This is a genomic window from Bradyrhizobium genosp. SA-3 (assembly GCF_004212635.1).
Classification (GTDB): domain Bacteria; phylum Pseudomonadota; class Alphaproteobacteria; order Rhizobiales; family Xanthobacteraceae; genus Bradyrhizobium.
In genome coordinates, this window is the sequence record NZ_PSRT01000149.1 from 1 (window position 1) to 19,439 (window position 19,439).

Annotated in this window: 20 protein-coding genes and 1 pseudogene; 1 reads left to right on the top strand and 20 read right to left on the bottom strand. The window is 65.3% G+C overall.

The window, feature by feature from the left end:
- The 4 genes from CWO91_RS35190 to rimP form a co-directional block, all read right to left on the bottom strand.
- On the bottom strand, positions 1-207 hold a 207-nt coding region (locus CWO91_RS35190; protein ID WP_130220065.1), incomplete at its 3' end, for a translation initiation factor IF-2 associated domain-containing protein.
- A 70-nt stretch (positions 208-277) separates the two neighbouring features.
- Complete coding sequence (locus CWO91_RS35195) at positions 278-961, bottom strand: RNA-binding protein (protein WP_130220066.1); 684 nt, start codon at positions 959-961, stop codon at positions 278-280.
- 77 nt (positions 962-1,038) lie between these two features.
- Positions 1,039-2,646 carry a transcription termination factor NusA gene (gene nusA / locus CWO91_RS35200; RefSeq protein ID WP_130220067.1) on the bottom strand — a complete coding sequence of 536 codons (1,608 nt, stop codon included), beginning with the start codon at positions 2,644-2,646 and terminating at the stop codon, positions 1,039-1,041.
- 2 nt (positions 2,647-2,648) lie between these two features.
- Positions 2,649-3,404: a ribosome maturation factor RimP gene (gene rimP, locus CWO91_RS35205; protein WP_130220068.1), complete on the bottom strand. Its 756-nt coding sequence runs from the start codon at positions 3,402-3,404 to the stop codon at positions 2,649-2,651.
- 373 nt (positions 3,405-3,777) lie between these two features.
- Here rimP and CWO91_RS35210 point away from each other — a divergent pair, with 373 nt between their 5' ends.
- On the top strand, positions 3,778-4,860 hold the full coding sequence (locus CWO91_RS35210) for a DUF2336 domain-containing protein (protein ID WP_130220069.1): 1,083 nt from the start codon (positions 3,778-3,780) through the stop codon (positions 4,858-4,860).
- Positions 4,861-5,021: 161 nt separating this feature from the next.
- Here the strand turns inward: CWO91_RS35210 and trmB are convergent, their stop codons facing one another.
- The 16 genes and pseudogenes from trmB to CWO91_RS35290 form a co-directional block, all read right to left on the bottom strand.
- Positions 5,022-5,735, bottom strand: a complete 714-nt coding sequence (gene trmB, locus CWO91_RS35215) for a tRNA (guanosine(46)-N7)-methyltransferase TrmB (RefSeq protein ID WP_130220070.1) — start codon at positions 5,733-5,735, stop codon at positions 5,022-5,024.
- Positions 5,732-6,889, bottom strand: a complete 1,158-nt coding sequence (locus CWO91_RS35220; protein WP_130220071.1) for a M20 family metallopeptidase — start codon at positions 6,887-6,889, stop codon at positions 5,732-5,734. Before CWO91_RS35220 ends, trmB begins: the two co-directional genes overlap by 4 nt.
- Positions 6,890-6,976: 87 nt before the next feature.
- A complete protein-coding gene (locus CWO91_RS35225) occupies positions 6,977-7,390 on the bottom strand; it encodes a helix-turn-helix domain-containing protein (RefSeq protein ID WP_024338547.1) in 414 nt (137 codons plus the stop codon).
- A gap of 219 nt (positions 7,391-7,609) precedes the next feature.
- On the bottom strand, positions 7,610-9,223 hold the full coding sequence (gene lnt, locus CWO91_RS35230) for an apolipoprotein N-acyltransferase (protein WP_130220072.1): 1,614 nt from the start codon (positions 9,221-9,223) through the stop codon (positions 7,610-7,612).
- Entirely contained in the window at positions 9,220-10,338 is a 1,119-nt protein-coding gene (locus CWO91_RS35235) for a hemolysin family protein (RefSeq protein ID WP_164934831.1), read from the bottom strand. Before CWO91_RS35235 ends, lnt begins: the two co-directional genes overlap by 4 nt.
- A gap of 1 nt (position 10,339) precedes the next feature.
- A pseudogene (ybeY, locus tag CWO91_RS35240) lies at positions 10,340-10,848 on the bottom strand (rRNA maturation RNase YbeY).
- Between the two features lie 58 nt (positions 10,849-10,906).
- The gene (locus CWO91_RS35245; RefSeq protein ID WP_130220074.1) at positions 10,907-11,902 is read right to left on the bottom strand and encodes a PhoH family protein; all 996 of its coding nucleotides are present in this window, start codon (positions 11,900-11,902) and stop codon (positions 10,907-10,909) included.
- Positions 11,903-11,966: 64 nt separating this feature from the next.
- Positions 11,967-13,361: a tRNA (N6-isopentenyl adenosine(37)-C2)-methylthiotransferase MiaB gene (miaB, locus tag CWO91_RS35250; protein WP_130220075.1), complete on the bottom strand. Its 1,395-nt coding sequence runs from the start codon at positions 13,359-13,361 to the stop codon at positions 11,967-11,969.
- 183 nt (positions 13,362-13,544) lie between these two features.
- On the bottom strand, positions 13,545-14,225 hold the full coding sequence (locus tag CWO91_RS35255) for an HAD family hydrolase (RefSeq protein WP_130220076.1): 681 nt from the start codon (positions 14,223-14,225) through the stop codon (positions 13,545-13,547).
- Positions 14,226-14,455: 230 nt separating this feature from the next.
- Positions 14,456-14,911, bottom strand: coding sequence for a Fur family transcriptional regulator (locus tag CWO91_RS35260; RefSeq protein ID WP_094894339.1), 456 nt, complete (start codon positions 14,909-14,911; stop codon positions 14,456-14,458).
- Between the two features lie 40 nt (positions 14,912-14,951).
- Positions 14,952-15,437, bottom strand: a complete 486-nt coding sequence (gene rimI / locus CWO91_RS35265; RefSeq protein WP_130220077.1) for a ribosomal protein S18-alanine N-acetyltransferase — start codon at positions 15,435-15,437, stop codon at positions 14,952-14,954.
- Entirely contained in the window at positions 15,434-16,129 is a 696-nt protein-coding gene (gene tsaB / locus CWO91_RS35270; protein ID WP_130220078.1) for a tRNA (adenosine(37)-N6)-threonylcarbamoyltransferase complex dimerization subunit type 1 TsaB, read from the bottom strand. Before tsaB ends, rimI begins: the two co-directional genes overlap by 4 nt.
- A gap of 200 nt (positions 16,130-16,329) precedes the next feature.
- Complete coding sequence (locus CWO91_RS35275) at positions 16,330-16,899, bottom strand: NifU family protein (protein WP_130220079.1); 570 nt, start codon at positions 16,897-16,899, stop codon at positions 16,330-16,332.
- 237 nt (positions 16,900-17,136) lie between these two features.
- Entirely contained in the window at positions 17,137-17,631 is a 495-nt protein-coding gene (locus tag CWO91_RS35280; protein ID WP_165405940.1) for a universal stress protein, read from the bottom strand.
- Between the two features lie 110 nt (positions 17,632-17,741).
- Positions 17,742-18,794, bottom strand: coding sequence for a tryptophan--tRNA ligase (trpS, locus tag CWO91_RS35285; protein WP_130220081.1), 1,053 nt, complete (start codon positions 18,792-18,794; stop codon positions 17,742-17,744).
- A gap of 80 nt (positions 18,795-18,874) precedes the next feature.
- A partial coding sequence (locus CWO91_RS35290; protein ID WP_208753111.1) for a lipid II flippase MurJ occupies positions 18,875-19,439 on the bottom strand: 565 nt, incomplete at its 5' end.

The following is a 19,439-nucleotide window of genomic DNA, read 5'->3' on the forward strand; positions in this document are numbered from 1 at the left end:
CGGTGCCGGCTTCGCCGTCACCTCGGGCGCGTGCGGCTCGGGGCCGTCGCCAATTCGGCGCTTGCCGCGCTTCTCGACCACGACCTGCTTGCTCCGGCCGTGGCTGAAGCTCTGGCGCACGGTGCCCGTTTCGACGCGCGGCTTGAGCGATAGCGTCTTGCTCGGAACGCTCAGCTTCTTGTCGCCAGGGGTCTTGGTATCAACCATTCAGCAGTCCTAATCCTGATCTGTTGTCGTTGTGCGTTGCCGCACCGTCGTATCGGTTCGTCGTTGTCTCTCAGAAATCCTGGCCGTGCTTTTCGGCCGTCTTGTCATCGTCCGCCATCCGGTATTGGACCAGCATCTGGCTACGTGACAGGAATGACCTGCTCGCCGGGCCCGCGAGCAGCGCAGCATGTATCACATTTGACCGGGTCAGTGCCAAATCCAATTCTATCGATTTCAACGCGGTAACGACGGGAATCGGCGGCTTGGCGCCGCGATTTCCGGCATTTTGACGCGCCAGCATGTCCAATTTGCGGATTCCGTCCGCGGCCCCGTCGCTGGCGTGGATCAGGACCTCGACCGTGCCTTCCCGAAGGGCGCTCTCGACCTTGCCGAAACCGGCCACGACCTGGCCCGCCTTGGCGGCGATCCCAAGGGCTTCCGTCACGCTCCGAACCAGGAGCGTCTCGATGTCGGCGGGAAGCGTCTGAGGGGTGCGCAGCTCGCGCTTGAAGGCCTTGCTAAATTGGTGACGCCGCACGGCTTCCGCAACCACCTGCCGTGAGGCGGTGATCCACATGCCGCGTCCGGGCAGCTTGCGCTTGAGATCGGGAACTATGTCGCCTTGCGGCGATATGACGAAGCGGATCAGCTCGTCGATCGGCCGGACCTCGCGGCTGACCGCGCACATCCGCATGGTCGCGGACTTTTCGGTCCGCGGCCCATGGTCGAGTTCGCTGTCAGTGCTGGCGAGCATCCGGTCGACATCCTCCTTCGCCTTCTAAGTCGCGTGTTCTTTACGCAAAACCGGTCTCCACTTTTGCTGAACACGCCTTAAGCCGGCTGATCTTCGGTCGCCTCGGCCTCTTCGGGCTTGGCAAGATCGGCCTCGGTGATCCAACCGGCCTTGACGCGGGCCTGCATGATCATCGCTTCGGCATCGTCACGAGAGATGTCGATGCCGTCGAGTGCACCAGTGTGCTTGGTCGGCTCGCCGCCTTCCTTGCGCTCGGTCCAGCCGACCAGATCGTCGGTGGCGCAGCCGGCGAGGTCGTCGACGGTCTTGATGTCGTTCTCGCCGAACTTGACCAGCATTTTCGAGGTCACGCCTGGCACGTCCTTGAGCGCATCCTCGACGCCGAGTTCCTTGCGCTTGGCCTCGAGCTCGGCTTCCAGCTGCTCGAGATATTCGCGGGCGCGGTTCTGGAGCTCCTGCGCGGTCTCCTCGTCGAAGCCCTCGATGCCGGCGAGTTCCTTGACGTCCACCATCGCGAGCTCTTCGACCGAGGTGAAGCCTTCGGACGCCAGCAACTGGCCGACCACTTCGTCGACATTGAGCGATTCCATGAAGACGCGGGTCGAGTTCTCGAAGTCAGCCTGACGGCGCTCCGATTCCTCCTGCTCGGTCAGGATGTCGATGTCCCAGCCGGTGAGCTGCGAGGCCAGACGCACGTTCTGGCCGCGGCGGCCGATCGCCAGCGAGAGCTGGTTGTTGGTATCGGGGACGACGACCTCGATGCGCTCGCGATCTTCGTCGATGACGACCTTGGAGACTTCCGCCGGCGCCAGCGCGTTGACCACGAAGGTCGCGATGTCGGGCGACCAGGGAATGATGTCGATCTTCTCGCCCTGCAATTCGTTCACCACCGCCTGCACGCGCGAGCCGCGCATGCCGACGCAGGCACCGACCGGATCGACCGAGGAATCGCGGGAAATCACGCCGATTTTCGCGCGCGAGCCCGGATCGCGGGCGACCGCCTTGATCTCGACGATGCCGTCATAGATCTCCGGCACTTCCTGCGCGAACAGCTTTGCCATGAACTGCGGATGGGTGCGGGAAAGGAAGATCTGCGGGCCTCTCGTCTCGCGGCGGACGTCGAAGATGTAGGCGCGGACACGGTCGCCATTGCGGAAGACTTCGCGCGGCAGCATCTCGTCGCGGCGGATGATGGCTTCACCACGGCCGAGATCGACGATCACGCTGCCATATTCGACGCGCTTGACGACGCCATTGACGATGTCGCCGATGCGGTCCTTGAATTCCTGATATTGCCGGTCGCGCTCGGCCTCGCGCACCTTCTGCACGATCACCTGCTTGGCCGACTGCGCGGCGATGCGGCCATATTCCAGCGGCGGCAGCGTGTCGGCGATGGTGTCGCCGACCTGGGCACCGGGATTGGCGCGCTGCGCATCTACCAGCGAGATCTGGTTGGAATGGTTTTCGACCTTCTCGACCACCAGCATGTGGCGCGACAGCCGCAACTCGCCCTTTTTCGGGTCGATCTCGGCGTGAACGTCAGTCTCGCTGCCGTAACGGGCCCGCGCCGCTTTGGCGATGGCATCCTCCATCGCGGCGATGACGATGCCGCGGTCGATCGATTTCTCGCGCGCAACGGCGTCCGCGATCTGGAGCAATTCAAGTCGATTGGCGCTGACTGCCATGGCTAGTCTCCTTCGTCAGGCTCGATCTCGCCGCGCCGCGCGCGTTCGGCGGCCAGGCGATGTTTCTTCGTATTGGTCGGTGCCGGCTTCTTCTTCGGCTTGGTGTTCTTGGTGGTCTTCTCGCTGATCTTGGCGTGCGGCGCCGGCGGCGGCTCGAGGCCGAGATTGCGGCGCATCTCGCGCGCCTCGGCCTTGCCGCGACGCATCGATTCCGCAATCAGCTCGTCGGTCAGTACCAGCCGTGCCTCGCCGATATCCTCCATGGTCAGGAGAACGTCGGGATCATCGCCCGCCTTGACGTCGTCGCGATGCAGATGCACGCGATCGCCCTCGACAGCACCGAGCGTGCCGCGGAACCGCTTCCGGCCCTCATGGGCCACCGCCATCTCGATCTTCACCAGATGTCCGGCGTACCGCTCGAAATCGGAGCGGCGCACCAGGGGACGGTCGATCCCCGGCGAGGAGATTTCCAGCCGATAGGCGCGATCGATGGGGTCGGCGACGTCGAGCACGGGCGACAGCGCCCGCGAGATCGCCTCGCAATCCTCGATCTGCATCGAGCCGTCCGGCCGCTCGGCCATGATCTGCACGGTGCAGCCGGCCTCTCCGGAAATGCGGATCCGCACCAAGCGATAGCCCATGCCTTGGAGCACGGGAGCTGCAACCGCGGACACCCGGGCCGCGACGCCCGGCTCGACCACGAGCCGCGGCTCGGCCAGCAATTCGGCATCCGTGGAACCAGAGTTCGGTTCGGTCATAGCAGGGGTCAGGCGCTCGATGGTTAAGGCTCGGTTAATTTTCAAAGCCCGCTTCGGAACTCTCCCGACAACGCGTCGGGCCGCATCCTCCGCCAAACCGCGTTCAGGTAATAAAAAAGAGCGGGTCCTTTCGGGCCCACTCTCACTACGCGGATCGCATGAGAAGATGAATTGGCGCTGATATAGCCTTTTCCACCCTCCCGGACAAGGCCCATTGCAGGGAGGACGAGGCTTTTTGCGCTCTTTCGGACGGCCCGCCGCGCAACGCTTCCTTCATCAAGGCTTCCTTCATCAAGGAGGCCTAGATTCCCCGATTGTGGTGCGGCTTGAGCTATGGCGCGCCCACGGCGTGCCAGATCCCGAGTTGCGTTTCATGACCGTTGCCACGTCGCTGATTCCCGGATTGGACGATATCGTCAAACGCGGCGATCCGCGGCGTCGTGGCGAGATCGCGCGGGCCATCTCTGCATTGTTTTTCCGGGATACCGAAAAACTCGGCCCCGAACTGATCGATCTCTTCGACAATCTCCTGATTGATCTCGTCCCGCATGCCGAGCTCGCCTCGCGCATCGATCTCGCCGAGCGCTTCTCGCGACGCGGCAACGCGCCGCCGCATCTGGTGAACCAGCTCGCGCGCGAAAACGAGATTATGGTCGCGGGTCCCGTGCTGCGCCGCTCGCCCGTGCTCGACGAGGCCGCCCTGGTCGAGATCGCGCGGTTGAAGGGGCAGGGTCATTTGCTGGCGATGACGGAGCGCCCCATCCTGCCGGCCGTCGTCACCGACGTGCTGGTCGAGCGCGGTGATCGCGACGTGGTGCGTCGCGCCGCGGGCAATGCCGGTGCGGTGTTCTCGCCCGCCAGCTATTCCGAGCTGATCAAGCGCGCCGCGCAGGACGGCGTGCTGACGCTCAAGATCGGTCAGCGCAACGATCTCTCGGGCGAGCACCTGAAGGAGCTTCTCGACGGGACGCTCGACGTTATCCGCCGCCGCCTCTCTAGTGTGGTCAACCCCGCGCGCCAGATCGAGATCAAGCGCGCGGTGGCGGCCATCGAGGAGGCGGCGCTGCCGCCGGGGCCGCGCCGCGATTTTTCGGCCGCACAGCGCACCGTGCTGACCCTGCATCGTGATGGCCACCTCGGCGAGAGCGCGCTGCTCGGTTTCGCCAAGGCGCAAAAGTACGAGGAGTCGCTCGCCTCGCTCTCGGCGATGTCCGGTGTCCGCCTTTCGATGCTCGACCGCCTGATCGCCGGCGATCGCTACGATCCGATTCTGATCCTGGGGCGCGTGCTCAATCTCGGCTGGCCCACGGTGCGTGCGCTCATCCTGCTCTGGTACGGGCCGCACCGCACCCCGGCCGCTGCCGACATCGAGGCCGCGCGCATGAACTTCACGCGCCTGATGCCGACGACCGCCGAACGCGTCGTGAATTTCTGGCGCAACCGGCAGACGATCTAGTTTCGCGCTCCGTCATTGCGAGCCACCGGGTCCGCGAAAGCGCGGCCCGATGACAGGCTGCGCGAAGCATCCAGAAATCTCTCCGCGGAAGCACCCTGGATTGCTTCGTCGCCAGCGCAAAATTGCTTCGCAATTCTGTCGCGGGCTCCTCGCAATGACGGCTAACCGACCCGCCTGAACCGCAGATAGGCCGCTTTGCGCCCTTCGCGCGCAGCCTTCCGGCCGTAGCGCGTCATGGTGTAGCCCGGCCATGGCTGCCGAAAATCGTCGGCGCGCTCCGCAAGCCATTTGAAGTCCGAAGAGCGCGCAAGATGCGACAGCGTCCAGGCGCAGTAATCGTCGATGTCGCAGACGAAGCGGAATTCGCCGCCAGGTTTCAGCACGCGCGCCATTGCGGCAATGGTCCTGTCCTGCACGAAGCGCCGCTTCCAGTGCCGCCGTTTCGGCCAGGGATCGGGATGGATCAGGTCGATCCGCGACAGCGAGGCTTGCGGAAGCCAGGCCAAGAGCTCGGCGGCATCGCCCGCGAACAGGCGGATGTTGCCGATATTGGCCGCCTCGATCTGCGCGAGGATCTTTGCCATGCCGTTGACATAGGGCTCGCAGCCGATGAAGCCGGTGGCGGGAAAGTTTTGCGCCTCGGCCACGAGATGCTCGCCGCCGCCGAAGCCGATCTCGAGCCGCACCTCGCCCGCCGCGGGGTCGAAGATCTCGCCGGCATTCGCCGGCGCTTGGCTCGCGATGTCGAGCGCAAGATGCGGCAGCAGATGATCGATCAGCCCGGCCTGGTGCTGCCTGAGCTTGTGACCCTTGCGGCGCCCGAAGAAGGCGCGCTCGCTGTCATCGCGCTCGGGATCTGGTTTGCGTTCGCTCATCGCAGCGTCTGATACAGGCGATGGAGCAGCCGCGCGCGCGGCGCAAGCGACGAGACATAGAGCTGCTCATAATGGGTGTGTGCGCCCTTGCCGTCGACGCCGAGCCCGTCGAGCGTCGCGGTGTGCGCAGCGGTGAAATTGCCGTCCGAGCCGCCGCCGGTGTGGGTGTCGATCAGCTCGAAGCCGATCTCGGCGGCGAGCGTCTTCGCATGCTCGTAGAGCGCGGCGCCTGCATTGCTCTTCTCGTAAGGCGGACGATTGAGCTCGCCGGTGATCTCAACGGTGACGCCGTCGGTCTTCGACGTGAGCGCGAGGATCTTGCCGACGAACTCGTCCGCGTCGTTGAGGCTCAGCACGCGCAGATCGACTTCGGCATAGGCCTCTTCCGGCGTCACATTGGGGCGCGTGCCGCCGCGCACCACGCCGACATTGACGGTGACGCCGCGCTTCAGGTCGTTCATTCCCTCCAGCGCCACGATCACGTTGGCGAGCTCGCGGACGGCACTTCGGCCGTCCCCGGGTCGCGTGCCGGCATGAGCGGGGACGCCCTTGATGAAGACTCGGAAGCGTCCGACGCCCTTGCGCCCCGTGACGATCCTGCCGCCGTCGCGCGCCGGCTCCGTCACCAGCACGTATTTGGCCTTGCGCCCTTCTTGCTCGATCAGCGCACGCGAGGTCGGGCTGCCGATCTCCTCGTCGGAGGTGAACATGTGGGTGATGCCGAGCGGCGAACGATCGCCGGTGGCGCAGAGCGCACCAAAGGCGTGATGGGCGATGTAGGCGCCGCCTTTCATGTCGTAGATGCCCGGACCGAACGCACTGTCGCCTTCGATCTTGAACGGCAGGCGCTCGATGAAGCCCATGGGATGAACCGTATCGAGGTGGCTCAGCACCAGGATGCCGGGCTCGTCCTGGCCCCAGGTTGAACGCGCCACGAGATGATCGCCGCAGCCGCCGACGCCGGCGACGCGCTCGAGCGTCACGGGCAGATCGCGGTATTGCTCCGCGACCACGGAGATCAGCTTGTTGACCTGTTCAGGTGCTTCCGTCGGCGTCTCGATCTCAACCCAGCGGCGGATGCCATCGAGAATGGTTTGGGAATCGAACCAATTGGAGCTGGCCATGAACGCATCTATGCCTTTGAATCGCATCATCGGAGAGGACGCGCATCGAGGGCGCGGCCGCGAATGACGACATAGGCCAGATTTGGCGCAGTCTCAAATCGCCATTGCGATGACGCGTCAGCGCTTGTCGGGGCCTTCGCGGGCGGCGATCTGCTCGACGAGATCGACGATGGAGCGGCGCATCTTGGAATCGGTGATTCGGGTGAACGCCTTGGTCAAGGCGAGTCCCTCCGATGTCGCGAGGAAATCCGAGACGTAAGAGGGCGATGCGCCTTCGCTGAAGCCTTCCGGGCCCGGCACACCGCTCGGCCCGCCCTCGAACAGAAACGACACCGGCACCTGGAGAATCTCGGCGATCTGCTGGATGCGGCTCGCGCCGACCCGGTTGGTGCCCTTCTCGTATTTCTGGATCTGCTGGAAAGTCAGGCCCAAAGCTTCACCGAGCTTTTCCTGGCTCATGCCCAACATGATGCGGCGCATACGCACGCGACTGCCGACATATTTGTCAACAGGGTTGGGCGCTTTCGACATTTCCTCAGCCCTCCAAACATCACCCTCGGCGCAATCATCAAGCGTGCCTCGGGTGCCAGCACCGTCAAATCAAACCCTCTTATTGGGAAACATTGCGGAGAAATTTAGCAACGTACCGCTGTCTTTTGCAGCTGGTGCAGAATGGGGAGCCCGCGTGCAGTCTGTCAACCGTGGGACTACGGTTGTCAAAGGATTCCGGCTAAGTCCGCGGCGAGGCGATCAGAGGTGCCGTTTGGCGACACGTCGGCGGACCGCCACAATCACGGCGAGCGCGACGAGCATGGCTGCGGGCACGTCGCCCACCCGCGCATAAACCGTCGGCGCGATCGCGGCGGGCAGATTTGCATCCAAAATGCCTTCGATTCCGAGGCCGAGACTGGCGACGGTGCGCCCCACCGGATCGATCACCGCGGAGATGCCGGTATTGGCGGAGCGGACCAGCGGCAAGCCGAGTTCGATCGCGCGCATCCGCGCCTGCTCAAGATGCTGATAGGGACCGGTCGAGATCCCGAACCAGCCGTCATTGGTGAGGTTCACGATCCAGCCCGGACGTTCGCTGCGTCCGCCCACCTCGCCGGGAAAGATAGCTTCGTAACAGATCAGCGGCAGCGCGGGCGGCGCGCTGGCGACTGGCAGCGCATGGCGCACGGTGCCGGGAATGAAGCCGCCGCGCACGCGCGTCAGCTGCTCGAAACCGAGCTTCTCCATTAGCCCCTGGTAGGGAAGAAATTCGCCGAACGGCACCAAATGCAGCTTGTCGTACACAGCGAGCACGCTGCCGTCGTGATCGATCACATAGATCGAATTATAGGCACGCGTGATCGGCGTGCCCCGCGGCAGATCCGGCGCGCGGACCGAACCCGTGATCAGCACCGTGCCCTTCGGCAGAAGGTCGGCGATCTCAGCCATCGCGTCGGCTTCGCGGGTCAGGAAGAACGGGAAGGCGGATTCCGGCCAGATCAGGATGGTGGCATCGCGCACGCCGGTCGATTGCGGGCCGGAGGCGCGATCGGACAACGCCAAATATTTCTTCATCACCTCCGCCTTGGCGGCGTAGTTGAATTTCGCGTCCTGCTGGAGGTTCGGCTGCATCAGGCGCAGCTTGGCGCCCGCGACCATCGTGGTCGGATGCAGCGACAGGCGGATCGCGCCGAAGATGCCCATGACGATCAGAAGCGCAATTGCGGCGGCCGGCGCGCGCCATTGCAGGCGGCGATCGGGCGCGCGATCGAACAGTGTCGCAGGGCTCGCGAAGATCGCGACCGTCAGAAACGTCATGCCCCACAGGCCGATCAGCGATGCCGTCTGCGCCAGCGGCAGCGGCTCGGACAGCGCGTAGCCGAACGCGTTCCAGGGAAAGCCGGTCAGCGCGTGGCCGCGCAGCCATTCGCTGATGGTGAGGCTTGCTGCGAGCGCCAGCACGCGCGTGGCGTTCTTGGTCCAGAGCAGGCGCGCCAGCGCAAAGCCGATTGCCGTGAAGATCGAGAGATAGGCCGGCAGGCCCAGCACGGCGAACGGTGTCAGCCAGGCGAACACGTCGGCCTCGACGAAGAAGGCGTAGCCGATCCAGTAGAGGCCGGGCACGAAATAGCCGAGCCCGAACCAGTAGCCGGTCAGCGCCGCGGCAGGAACGCCGCCATATCGTCCGCCGCCGGCGCCGTCGATCAGCCAGACCAGCACCGGGAAGGTGACGAACAGCACCGGGAAGAGGTTGAACGGCGCCAGCGCCAGCACCGACAGCGCCCCGGCCGCCATGGCGATGACGGCGCGCTTCCATCCCCAGCTGAGGATGATGGCAAGCGCAATCTGCCGAAGTCGCTGGAGCGGGCTCACTGCGGACCGGCCCCGTCGCTCGGCGGCGGGGTCGGCGTGTCACTGGCCGGCGGTTGACCGCTCTCCGGCGCAGCTTCGCGGCGGCGGCTCTCGCGCTGGGTGCGGGGCGCGGGACGCTCCTTCCGCGTCGAGATCCGCAGCCGCTTGACGCGACGCGGATCGGCGTCGAGCACCTCGACCTCGTAAGTGCCGGGGCCCGAGATCACTTCGCCGCGCACCGGCAGGCGCCCGACGAAGCTGACGAGATAGCCGCCCAGCGTCTCCACCTCCTCGCCGGCCTCACCGGTGACGAAATCCTCGCCGATCACCGAGCGGACGTCGTCGAGGCTGGCGCGGGCGTCGGCGATGAAGGCGTTGTCGGGCAGGCGCACGATCGAGGGCGGCTCGTCGCTGTCGTGCTCGTCGTCGATCTCGCCGACGATCTGCTCGACGATGTCCTCGAGCGAGACCAGCCCGTCGCTGCCGCCATATTCGTCGACCACCAGCGCGAGGTGGATGCGCGTGGCCTGCATCTGCGCGAGCAGGTCGATCGCCCGCATCGACGGCGGTACGTAGAGCAGCTTGCGGATGATGCGCGCCTCGTGAAGCGGCAGCGCGAGATCGACGGCGCGCAAATCGAGCCCGGCCGGCAGCGGCTTCTTGCGCTTGGTCTTGGTGGCCTCCGACACGCGCGCACGCGCGGTCATGAAGGCGAGCAGGTCGCGGATGTGGACGATGCCGACGGGATCGTCGAGCGTCTCGTTGTAGACGACGAGCCGCGAATGGCCGGCGCTCTCGAAGCGGTCCATCAACTCGCCGAGCGGGATGTCGCGCTTCACCGCGACGATGTCGGCGCGATGGACCATGACGTCGGCGATGCGGCGCTCGTGCAGGCCGAGGATGTTGCGCAGCATGGTGCGCTCGACCGCGGAGAAGCCGGTGTCGTCAGGCGTCGACGCGTCGAGCACGACCTGGAGGTCGTCGCGCACCGATCCCGCCTTCCAGCCGAACAGCGTCCGGATGGCGCGCAAGAGCCAGCCTTCCGCGGTCGGGCGCATCACCTCGCCCTGGGTCACGACGGCGGGCAAATTGCGCGTGTTGCGCGGGTTGTCCTGGATTGGATCGGAATCCGGCATCTCAGTTCGTCCCCGGGCGATCTGCATAGGGATCGGGAATGCCGAGATGCGCCAGGATCTGCGTCTCCAGCGCTTCCATCTCCTCCGCGTCGTCGTCGTTCTCGTGGTCGTAGCCGATCAGATGCAGGAAACCGTGCACGGCGAGATGACTCAATGATGATCGAACGGCTTGTGTTCCTCGTCCGCCTCGCGCCGCATGGTCTCGTAGGCTATCGCGATGTCGCCGAGCATGCGCGGCGCATCGCCCGGCTTCCACTCGCCCTCGGGCTGGAGCGCGGGGAACGACAGCACGTTGGTCGGCTTGTCGATGCCGCGCCAGTTGCCGTTGAGGGTGCGGATGCCGGCGTCATCGGTCAGCATCACGGCCACTTCGGCATCGGCGACGTCTTCGTCGACGCTCTCGGCGGCGGCCGCAACCGCGCGCTGGACCACGGTTTCGGAATCGGGCTCGCGCTGCCAGCAATCGGCGACGACGAGGACCTCGGTGATGGGTAGGTTGGGATGGGACATTGTGTTGTCTGGGACGAAAAGGCGCTGTCCGCGCCCGCTTGGTCCGGCTGTTGCCTCGTCAGAATTGACCGGTGGCCGGCCGCTGCGGCGACCCTTCGTAAGCGGCGACGATCCGCGCCACGAGCTCGTGGCGGATCACGTCCTCGGCTTTGAAATGCACTTGCGCAATCCCCTCGACGCCGTTCAGGAGCCGGGTTGCTTCCGCCAGACCCGAGGTCTGGCCGTTCGGCAGGTCGATCTGCGAGGGATCGCCTGTCACGATCATTCGGCTGTTCTCGCCGAGGCGGGTCAGGAACATCTTCATCTGCATCGACGTGGTGTTCTGCGCCTCGTCCAGGATAATGGCGGCATTGGTGAGTGTGCGGCCGCGCATGAAGGCGAGCGGCGCGATCTCGATCTCGCCGGTCTGGAGCGCCCGCTCGACGATGCGCGCGTCCATGAGATCGTAGAGCGCATCGTAGATCGGGCGCAGATAGGGATCGACCTTCTCGCGGAGATCGCCGGGCAAAAAGCCGAGCCGCTCGCCGGCTTCCACCGCCGGACGCGATAGGATGATCTTGTCGACCTCCTTGCGCTCGAACAGCTGCGCGGCATACGCGACCGCGAGCCAGGTCTTGCCGGTGCCGGCGGGACCGATGCCGAACACCAGCTCGTGGCGCTTCAGCGCGCGGATGTAGGAATCCTGCGCGGCCGTGCGCGCGCGCACCGGCCGCTTGCGCAAATTGATGCTGTCGAAGGTCGATTTGGCCGATTTGGCGTCGAACTCGAACAGCGAGCCCTGGGCGATCACGGCGCGGATCGCGCCCTCGACCTCGCCCTGGTCGAGATCCTGTCCCTTCACGGCTTGCGCGTAGAGCATCTCCAGCACGCGCCGTGCGGCATCGCAGCCGTCGCGCGTGCCGCCGATGGTGATGTGGTTGCCCTTGGAGTCCACGATCACGCCGAGCCGCCGCTCGATCTGCGCGAGATGCTGGCCATAGGGGCCGACCAGCGCGGAAGCGGCACGGTTGTCGTCGAAGTCGATGACGACTTGGGTCTCGGGCGGAACTTGCATGTCGCGGTCAAATTTGCGGCTGGGAGCGAACGAAGACGAATCCGATGCGCTTTTTGGCAAGGGTTCAGGCTCCAGTGGCTTGCGATAAAGCGGGCTCGCGCGCGTTGCGCGGCGTCACGAGCTCGCCGAGAAAGCTGTAGCGCTCGAGGCTGCCGATCCGGACCGGCAGGATTTGTCCGATGATGTCGGGCGAGGCCATCACATGCGCGGGCTGGAGGTAAGCGGTGCGGCCGACGATCTGGCCTTCCTTGCGAGCCGGGCGCTCGAACAGCACATCGATCGTTGAGCCAATCGCAGCCTTGTTGAAGGCCGATTGCTGGCTGTCGATCAGTTCCTGGAGCCGCTCCAATCGCTGGTCCATCTCGGCGGGGGACACCGTCTCCTGCATGTCCGCGGCCGGCGTTCCCGGCCGGGCGGAATATTTGAACGAATAAGCCGCAGCGTAGCCGATTTGCGTGACAAGCGCGAGGGTGGCGAGAAAATCTTGCTCGCTTTCGCCGGGGAAGCCGACGATAAAATCTGATGAAAAAGCAATGTCTTGGCGTGCGGTACGGAAACGGTCGATGACCCGCCGGTAATCATCGGCGGTATGTTTGCGGTTCATGGCGGCGAGAATCCGGTCCGAGCCCGACTGCACCGGCAGGTGCACGAACGGCATCAGGGCGTCGAGGTCGCGATGGGCCGCGATCAAACTGTCGTCTACGTCGCGGGGATGGCTGGTGGAATAGCGCAGCCGCACGATGCCCGGGATTTGCGCCAGATGCTCGAGCAACCGGCCGAGCGGCCAGCTTTTTCCGTCCGGCCCCTCGCCGTGATAGGCGTTGACGTTCTGGCCGATCAGCGTGAGCTCGCGCACGCCGTTGTCGGCGAGGCGCTTCACGTCGTCCACGATCTTCGCCACCGGACGCGACACCTCGGCGCCGCGCGTATAGGGCACGACGCAGAAGGTACAGAACTTGTCGCAGCCTTCCTGCACCGTGACGAAAGCGGAAATGCCGCGCGCGCGGATCGCATCGGGCCTGGGCTGGGCCAGGAAGCCGAACTTGTCAGCCGCCGGAAATTCGGTCTCGATCGCGCGGCCCTCGTCGCCGGCGCGCTTCAACAGCTCGGGCAGATGATGATAGCTCTGCGGTCCGACCACGACGTCGACGACAGGCGCACGGCGCACGATCTCCTCGCCCTCGGCCTGTGCCACGCAGCCGGCGACCGCGATTTGCATCGCGCGGCCCGCGCGCGCGGCCTCGTCCTTGGCAACGCGCAGGCGACCGAGCTCGGAATAGACCTTTTCCGACGCTTTCTCGCGGATATGGCAGGTGTTGAGGATGACGAGGTCGGCGTCCTCAGCGCTGGCCGTCTCCACGAATCCTTCCGGAGCCAGCGTGTCCACCATGCGCTGGGCATCGTAGACGTTCATCTGGCAGCCATATGATTTGATGTGCAGCTTGCGCGGCGGCGTCATGGAACCCGAAAATGGAGGCGGAGGACGGCCCTGAGATATAGGCTGGAGGCGCGAAAATCCAGCGAATGGGTCGTCATTCCGGGGCGCGACACAGTCGCGAACGCGGAATCCAGAGGTTTTGGCGCGCGATTCCGGGTTCACGCGGGTTGCGCGTGCCCCGGAATGACGGTGAGAGGGCGAAAATCAGCCCGCCAGGGCGTCCGCCTCGACCCGCCGGACCAGCTCCGGCAGCTGGTGCATGTCGGCAAAAAGCAGGTCGGCGCCGGCGTCGCGCAGGGTTTCGGCATAGCCATCGCGGCAATGGCTGCCCCCGTAAAAGCCGAAAATGGTCATCCCGGCGGCCCGCGCGCCGGCAATGCCGGCCAGGCTATCCTCGATCACGACGCAGCGCTCGGGCGGCACGCCCATTTCGTTTGCTGCGAACAGGAACAGGTCCGGCGCCGGCTTGCCGTTCTTCACCTGCGAGGCCGAGAAGATATTTGGCGCGAGGCGCTCGTAGAGGCCGGTGCTCCCCAGGCTCACGCGCATGCGCTGATGCGAGCCGCTCGAGGCGACGCAGACGCGTTGGGTGACGACATCGAGCACATCATGGATGCCGCGGATTGCTTCGAGGTCGGCCTCGAACGAGCGGAACAGCTCGTCCTGCAGATCGTCGTGATAGGCTTCGGGGAGCTTGCGGCCGAGCTCGGATTCGATCTCGAGATTCGCCTGCCGCGTCGAGCGCCCGAGAAAACGCTCGAACACCTGATCCGACGTGATCGGATAGCCGTGCCTGGTCAGCACATCGGCATGTGCGCGACAGGAGATCACCTCGCTGTCCACGAGCACGCCGTCGCAGTCGAAGATGATGAGGTCTATGGGCATTCAGTTTGTCTTGAGGTTGAGGCGATCTGGCGCGATGCGGGCGCTGTCACCTCTCCCATAGGGAGAGGTCGGCGCGAAGCGCCGGGTGAGGGGTTGCGGACTCTCGTGGGACCTGAGCCCCCTCACCCGATTTGCACTGGACGATGCTCCGCATCGCCAGGAGCAAATCGACCTCTCCCCGATGGGGAGAGGTGAAGGGGCGTCGCCGATACGAAGAATTCGCAAAGGCGCTAACTGGTCGGCTTGTCGTCGTCGAGCGGGACGCAATAGAGCTCGAGGCGGTGATCAACCAGCTTGTAGCCGAGCTTGCGGGCGATTTCGGCCTGGAGCTTCTCGATCTCTTCGGAGGTGAACTCGATCACCTTGCCGTCGCGCAGATTGATGAGGTGGTCATGATGGCTGTCGCGCATCTGCTCGTAGCGCGCGCGGCCCTCGCGGAAATCGTGGCGTTCGATGATGCCGGCATCCTCGAACAGCTTCACCGTTCGGTAGACCGTCGAGATCGAGATCTTGTCGTCGACGGCGACGCAGCGCCGGTACAGTTCCTCGACATCGGGATGATCAACCGCCTCCGCGAGCACGCGGGCGATGACGCGGCGCTGCTCGGTCATGCGCATGCCGGTGGCGGCACAGCGCGCCTCGATGCCGGATGCCTTGGATGCGGAAGAAGGTTTCAGTGCGGTCATAGGATTGTCTGCCTGGCGGAGGCGCTTTCTGGCACCAATGTTACGACAAGTCACGTCGCATCAGAAGGGCGTTCAATTGTTCCCCGTTCGGCTGCTTATAGTAGCGTTCGCGGCGCCCGACCACCATGAATCCGGCCCGATCGTAGAGGCGGCGCGCCGGCTGGTTATTTTCCTCGACTTCGAGAAATATTGTGCGCACCCCGCGCCCGGCGAGGTGGCCGAGATGGGTCATCAGCAGCGTGCGGGAGAGGCCGCGGCCGCGATGGGCCTGGTCGACTGCGATCGAGAGAATTTCCGCTTCGTCCGCGCCGATCCGCGACACCGCAAAGCCGATCGTGTTGCGGCCGAGGCGCAAGCGATGCACCAGCGTGTTGCGCTCACCGAGCATGCTCTCGAACTCGCCTTCGCCCCAGCCGCGTGCGAAGGAGGCGCCGTGAAGCTGCGCCAGCCGCGCGGCATCGCGCGCGGACGCGGGCTCGACCGCAGCAGTGCCGCCGCGCCACCATTGCGACAACCATCCCATCATGAGCTTGCAGCTTGTGCTGCGAGCTGTGGCTGCGTGGCCGGCTTGGCATCGGGCGCGCGCAGATAGAACGGCCGCGCGGGTGTCGTGTCGGGATTGGCCGCGGCGCCGAGCCAGGCGACCCAGCCGATATCGGGCGCGGGCTGCGCGTCGACCGCAATGGGTTGCGGCGCATCCTTCGGCCAGCGCTCGGCAAGGATGTTTGCGGCATTGCCGACCAGGTGCGGCGCGCCGAATTGCGAAGCCGCGATCGCCTCGTCGATGCTGGCGACCTTCGGTCGCACCAGCTGGCCGCCGTCGCCGGCGACGATCTGGAAATAGACGTGGTCGTGCCGCGCGTCGATCGCGGAGATCACGGGCGCCGACCGGCTCTGGCCGACGATGGCAGCGGCATAGGCGGACAAGGTGGTCAGGCCGACGGCCGGCCGCTTCGCCGCCAGCGCAAGGCCGCGCGCCGCCGAAATACCGACACGCAGGCCGGTGAAGCTTCCGGGGCCGACGGTGACCGCGATGCGGTCAAGCGCGGTGAAGCTGAGCTCCGCCGCTTGCATCACCCGCGCGATCAGCGGCATCAAGGCTTCGGCATGCCCACGCTTCATCGGCAGCGATTCCTGCGCGCGCAGCTCGGCCGTTTCGGTGTCGAGCACGGCGGCAGCGCAGGCGTCGAGCGCAGTATCGATGGCGAGGATCAGCATGGAACGATCGTAGCATCATCCGTCGGGGAATGCTCGTCGTTCCCATCGTTATGGCCGGGCTTGTCCCGGCCATCCACGCCTTTGCAGTTCGCTATCTTGTAGGGTGGGCAAAGGCGCACTTGCGCCGTGCCCACCATCGTTCCGCAAATGACGGGATCGTGGTGGGCACGCTTCGCTTTGCCCACCCTACGGCAGCTTGCTTACATCGGCCGGACTTCGACCACATCGGGCACGAAGTGCTTCAAGAGGTTCTGGATGCCGTGCTGGAGCGTCGCAGTCGATGACGGGCAGCCCGAGCAGGCGCCCTTCATGTTGAGATAGACGACGCCGTCCTTGAAGCCGCGGAAGGTGATGTCGCCGCCGTCATTGGCGACCGCCGGCCGCACCCGGGTCTCGATCAGGTCCTTGATCATGTCGACCGTCTCGGCATCGGCCTCGTCGAAGAATTCATTGTCGTCGTTGAGTTCGGTATCGCTTTGCGCCGTGCCGTCGGCGAGCAGCGGCGCGCCGGACATATAGTGCTCCATGATGGCGCCGAGAATCGCGGGCTTGAGCTGCTGCCACTCGCCGCTCGCCTTGGTCACGGTGATGAAGTCCGATCCGTAGAACACGCCGGTGATGCCGGGCACGTCGAACAGCTTTTCGGCGAGCGGCGAGCGGCCTGCGGCTTCGCGGCTCGAAAACTCGACCGGGCTGCCATCGACCACGACGCGGCCGGGAATGAACTTCAGCGTGGCGGGATTGGGGGTGGCTTCGGTTTGAATGAACATGGTTTTCTCCAGACGTCACCGGTTCAAGGCCGGCGCGTGCTCTATCCAGTAGCAGATGGCGACGGGGAACGCACGATCAAGGGGGCGGAAGGGCGTTTCCCTTTTATATCAGCAAGTTAGAGCGCTCTGATGTTTCTGCGCCGTCATGGCCGGGCTTGACCCGGCCATCCACGCGTTGCTTGGCGGAACCAAGAACGTGGATGCCCGGGACAAGCCCGGGCATGACGAGTGCCTAAGTCACGACAGCGAATCCACGCTTTGGTCGCTCAGCGCGCCGGAGATGATCGTCACCGGAACCGGAAACGTGCCGAGCGCATGCGCGAGCAGCGAGACCAATGGCCCCGGTCCCTCCGCGCCAGGGCTCGCGGCCAGCACCAGCATGGCGATGTCAGGGTCCTCGTCGATCACCGCGAGCAGTTGTTCCATCGCGGCGCCTTCCCGGATCACGCGCTCCGGCGTGATCGCGGCGATGCCGTTGGCGCGGCCGGCGGCGCGGTCGAGCGCGGCTTCCGCCGCTTCCTGCGCTTCGGCGCGCATGATGTCGGCGACACCAAGCCATTCCTGGGTCTGCTGTTCGGGCTCGATGATGCGCAGCATGACCACGCCGCCACCGGCGCGGATGGCCCAGCGGCTGGCGTAATACACCGCGCGATCCCATTCGGCGGTGTCGTCGACGATGACGAGGCATTTGGGCTTGTGACCCGGCTCGAAGCAAAGTCGCTTGCTGGTCATGCATGTCCCGGCGTGTGCACGGCCGGCATGCTGCCACACTCTCTTCCGCTTTGGGAGAGGGGGCGTTTGGCCGGCGCGGTGGCGCCGGCCAGGTTTCGCCGACGCGATGATCAGTGCCGGCGGATGAAGCCGACGACGTCCTTGGAGAGCTTCATGGTCTCGTCGGCGATGGCGCGGGCCCGGTCGGAGCCTTCGTTCAGGATCGCGTCGATATGGCCGGGGTCGGCGACGAGGCGCTTCATCTCGCCGGCGATCGGCGCGAGCTTGGTGACGCACAGCTCGGCCAGCGCATTCTTGAAGCTGGAGAACTGGCCGCCGCCGAAATCGCGGAGCACGTCGGCCTTGGAGCGGCCGGAGAGCGCGGCGAAGATGCCGACGAGATTGTCGGCCTCGGGGCGCGCTTCCAGGCCCTTCTCTTCCGTCGGCAGCGGCTCCGGATCGGTCTTCGCCTTGCGGATCTTCTGCGCGATGGTGTCGGCATCATCGGTGAGGTTGATGCGCGAATTGTCCGACGCATCCGACTTCGACATCTTCTTGGTGCCGTCACGCAAGCTCATCACGCGCGTCGCCGGGCCGGTAATTAGTGGTTCCGGCAGCGGGAAGAACAGGCCGTCATTGTGTCCCTGGGCGCGAATGGAATCGCCGAAATCGTTGTTGAACTTCTGCGCGATATCGCGCGAGAGCTCGAGATGCTGCTTCTGGTCCTCGCCGACCGGCACGTGAGTGGCGCGGTACAGCAGGATGTCGGCCGCCATCAGCACGGGATAGTCGAACAGCCCGACCGACGCGTTCTCGCGGTCCTTGCCGGCCTTCTCCTTGAACTGGGTCATGCGGCCGAGCCAGCCCATGCGCGCGACGCAATTGAAGATCCAGGCGAGCTCGGCATGACCGGAGACCTGGCTCTGGTTGAACACGATGTGCTTCTTCGGATCGATGCCGGCAGCGATGAACGCCGCGGTCACCTCGCGGGTGTTGCGCGTGAGCTCGGCCGGTCCGCCCCAGACGTCGACGCCTTGCGTGATCGCGTGCATGTCGACGACGCAATAGATGCAGTTGTGCGTTTCCTGCATCTTCACGAAGTTGACGATCGCGCCGAGGTAATTGCCGAGATGCAGATTGCCCGTCGGCTGGACGCCCGAAAAGACCCGTTCAACGAATGGCATGGTCAGCTTTCCTGGAAGATACGGCCGTCGTTTCCAACAGCGGCGCAGCTCCGTCAAGGGTAATTCGATGAGCTCGCGATTTAGGCCGGCCGTTTCAACGCGTTAACCGCCTCGCGCCAGGAGGTCGCGCCGAGGATTTGCAGGAGCAGGCCATAGACCGCGATGCCGGCCGCGATCTGCACACCCAGCGCGACGAATTTGATGAAGCCATGGGTCTCGGCGGGCACCAGACCCGTGGTCAGCCAGAGCAGGGCGCCCATGGCGATCGCGGCCAGCGCGATCCGCGGCACCCGCTTGCGGGCCGCGGCGTCGACCGAGAAGCCGAACTCGCTGCTGCCCTTGCGAAGCAGCGAGAGTGCGCTGCTCCAGGCGCCTGCCGCGATGCTCGCCGCGATCCCGCTGGCGCCAAAGACATGACCGAGCAGAACTGCGAGCACGACCGTCATCACGAAGCCTTTGGCGGTTGCGAGCAGCGGCGTCATCGTGTCGCTGCGGGCGTAGAAGGCCGGCGACAGCGCCTTGATCAGCACGTGCGCCGGCAGGCCCAGCGCCAGCCACATCAGTGCGTGCGCCGTGGCCGTGCTGTCCTCGGCACCGAACGCACCGTGCTCGAACAGCAGCCGTACGATCGGCTCGGCCAGCACG

Bases quoted from the DNA above. Each gene is read 5' to 3' on its own strand.
- tsaB (WP_130220078.1), bottom strand. From the start codon at position 16,129: ATGCTGATCCTCGCCATCGATACTGCGCTCGACGCCTGCGCTGCCGCC.
- CWO91_RS35195 (WP_130220066.1), bottom strand. From the start codon at position 961: ATGCTCGCCAGCACTGACAGCGAACTCGACCATGGGCCGCGGACCGAA.
- CWO91_RS35225 (WP_024338547.1), bottom strand. From the start codon at position 7,390: ATGTCGAAAGCGCCCAACCCTGTTGACAAATATGTCGGCAGTCGCGTG.
- CWO91_RS35210 (WP_130220069.1), top strand. From the start codon at position 3,778: ATGACCGTTGCCACGTCGCTGATTCCCGGATTGGACGATATCGTCAAA.
- rimI (WP_130220077.1), bottom strand. From the start codon at position 15,437: ATGATGGGATGGTTGTCGCAATGGTGGCGCGGCGGCACTGCTGCGGTC.
- miaB (WP_130220075.1), bottom strand. From the start codon at position 13,361: ATGACGCCGCCGCGCAAGCTGCACATCAAATCATATGGCTGCCAGATG.
- trmB (WP_130220070.1), bottom strand. From the start codon at position 5,735: ATGAGCGAACGCAAACCAGATCCCGAGCGCGATGACAGCGAGCGCGCC.
- nusA (WP_130220067.1), bottom strand. From the start codon at position 2,646: ATGGCAGTCAGCGCCAATCGACTTGAATTGCTCCAGATCGCGGACGCC.
- CWO91_RS35235 (WP_164934831.1), bottom strand. From the start codon at position 10,338: ATGCCGGATTCCGATCCAATCCAGGACAACCCGCGCAACACGCGCAAT.
- trpS (WP_130220081.1), bottom strand. From the start codon at position 18,794: ATGCCATTCGTTGAACGGGTCTTTTCGGGCGTCCAGCCGACGGGCAAT.
- CWO91_RS35245 (WP_130220074.1), bottom strand. From the start codon at position 11,902: ATGCAAGTTCCGCCCGAGACCCAAGTCGTCATCGACTTCGACGACAAC.
- rimP (WP_130220068.1), bottom strand. From the start codon at position 3,404: ATGACCGAACCGAACTCTGGTTCCACGGATGCCGAATTGCTGGCCGAG.
- CWO91_RS35220 (WP_130220071.1), bottom strand. From the start codon at position 6,889: ATGATGCGATTCAAAGGCATAGATGCGTTCATGGCCAGCTCCAATTGG.
- CWO91_RS35260 (WP_094894339.1), bottom strand. From the start codon at position 14,911: ATGACCGCACTGAAACCTTCTTCCGCATCCAAGGCATCCGGCATCGAG.
- CWO91_RS35275 (WP_130220079.1), bottom strand. From the start codon at position 16,899: ATGTTCATTCAAACCGAAGCCACCCCCAATCCCGCCACGCTGAAGTTC.
- CWO91_RS35255 (WP_130220076.1), bottom strand. From the start codon at position 14,225: ATGCCCATAGACCTCATCATCTTCGACTGCGACGGCGTGCTCGTGGAC.
- CWO91_RS35280 (WP_165405940.1), bottom strand. From the start codon at position 17,631: ATGACCAGCAAGCGACTTTGCTTCGAGCCGGGTCACAAGCCCAAATGC.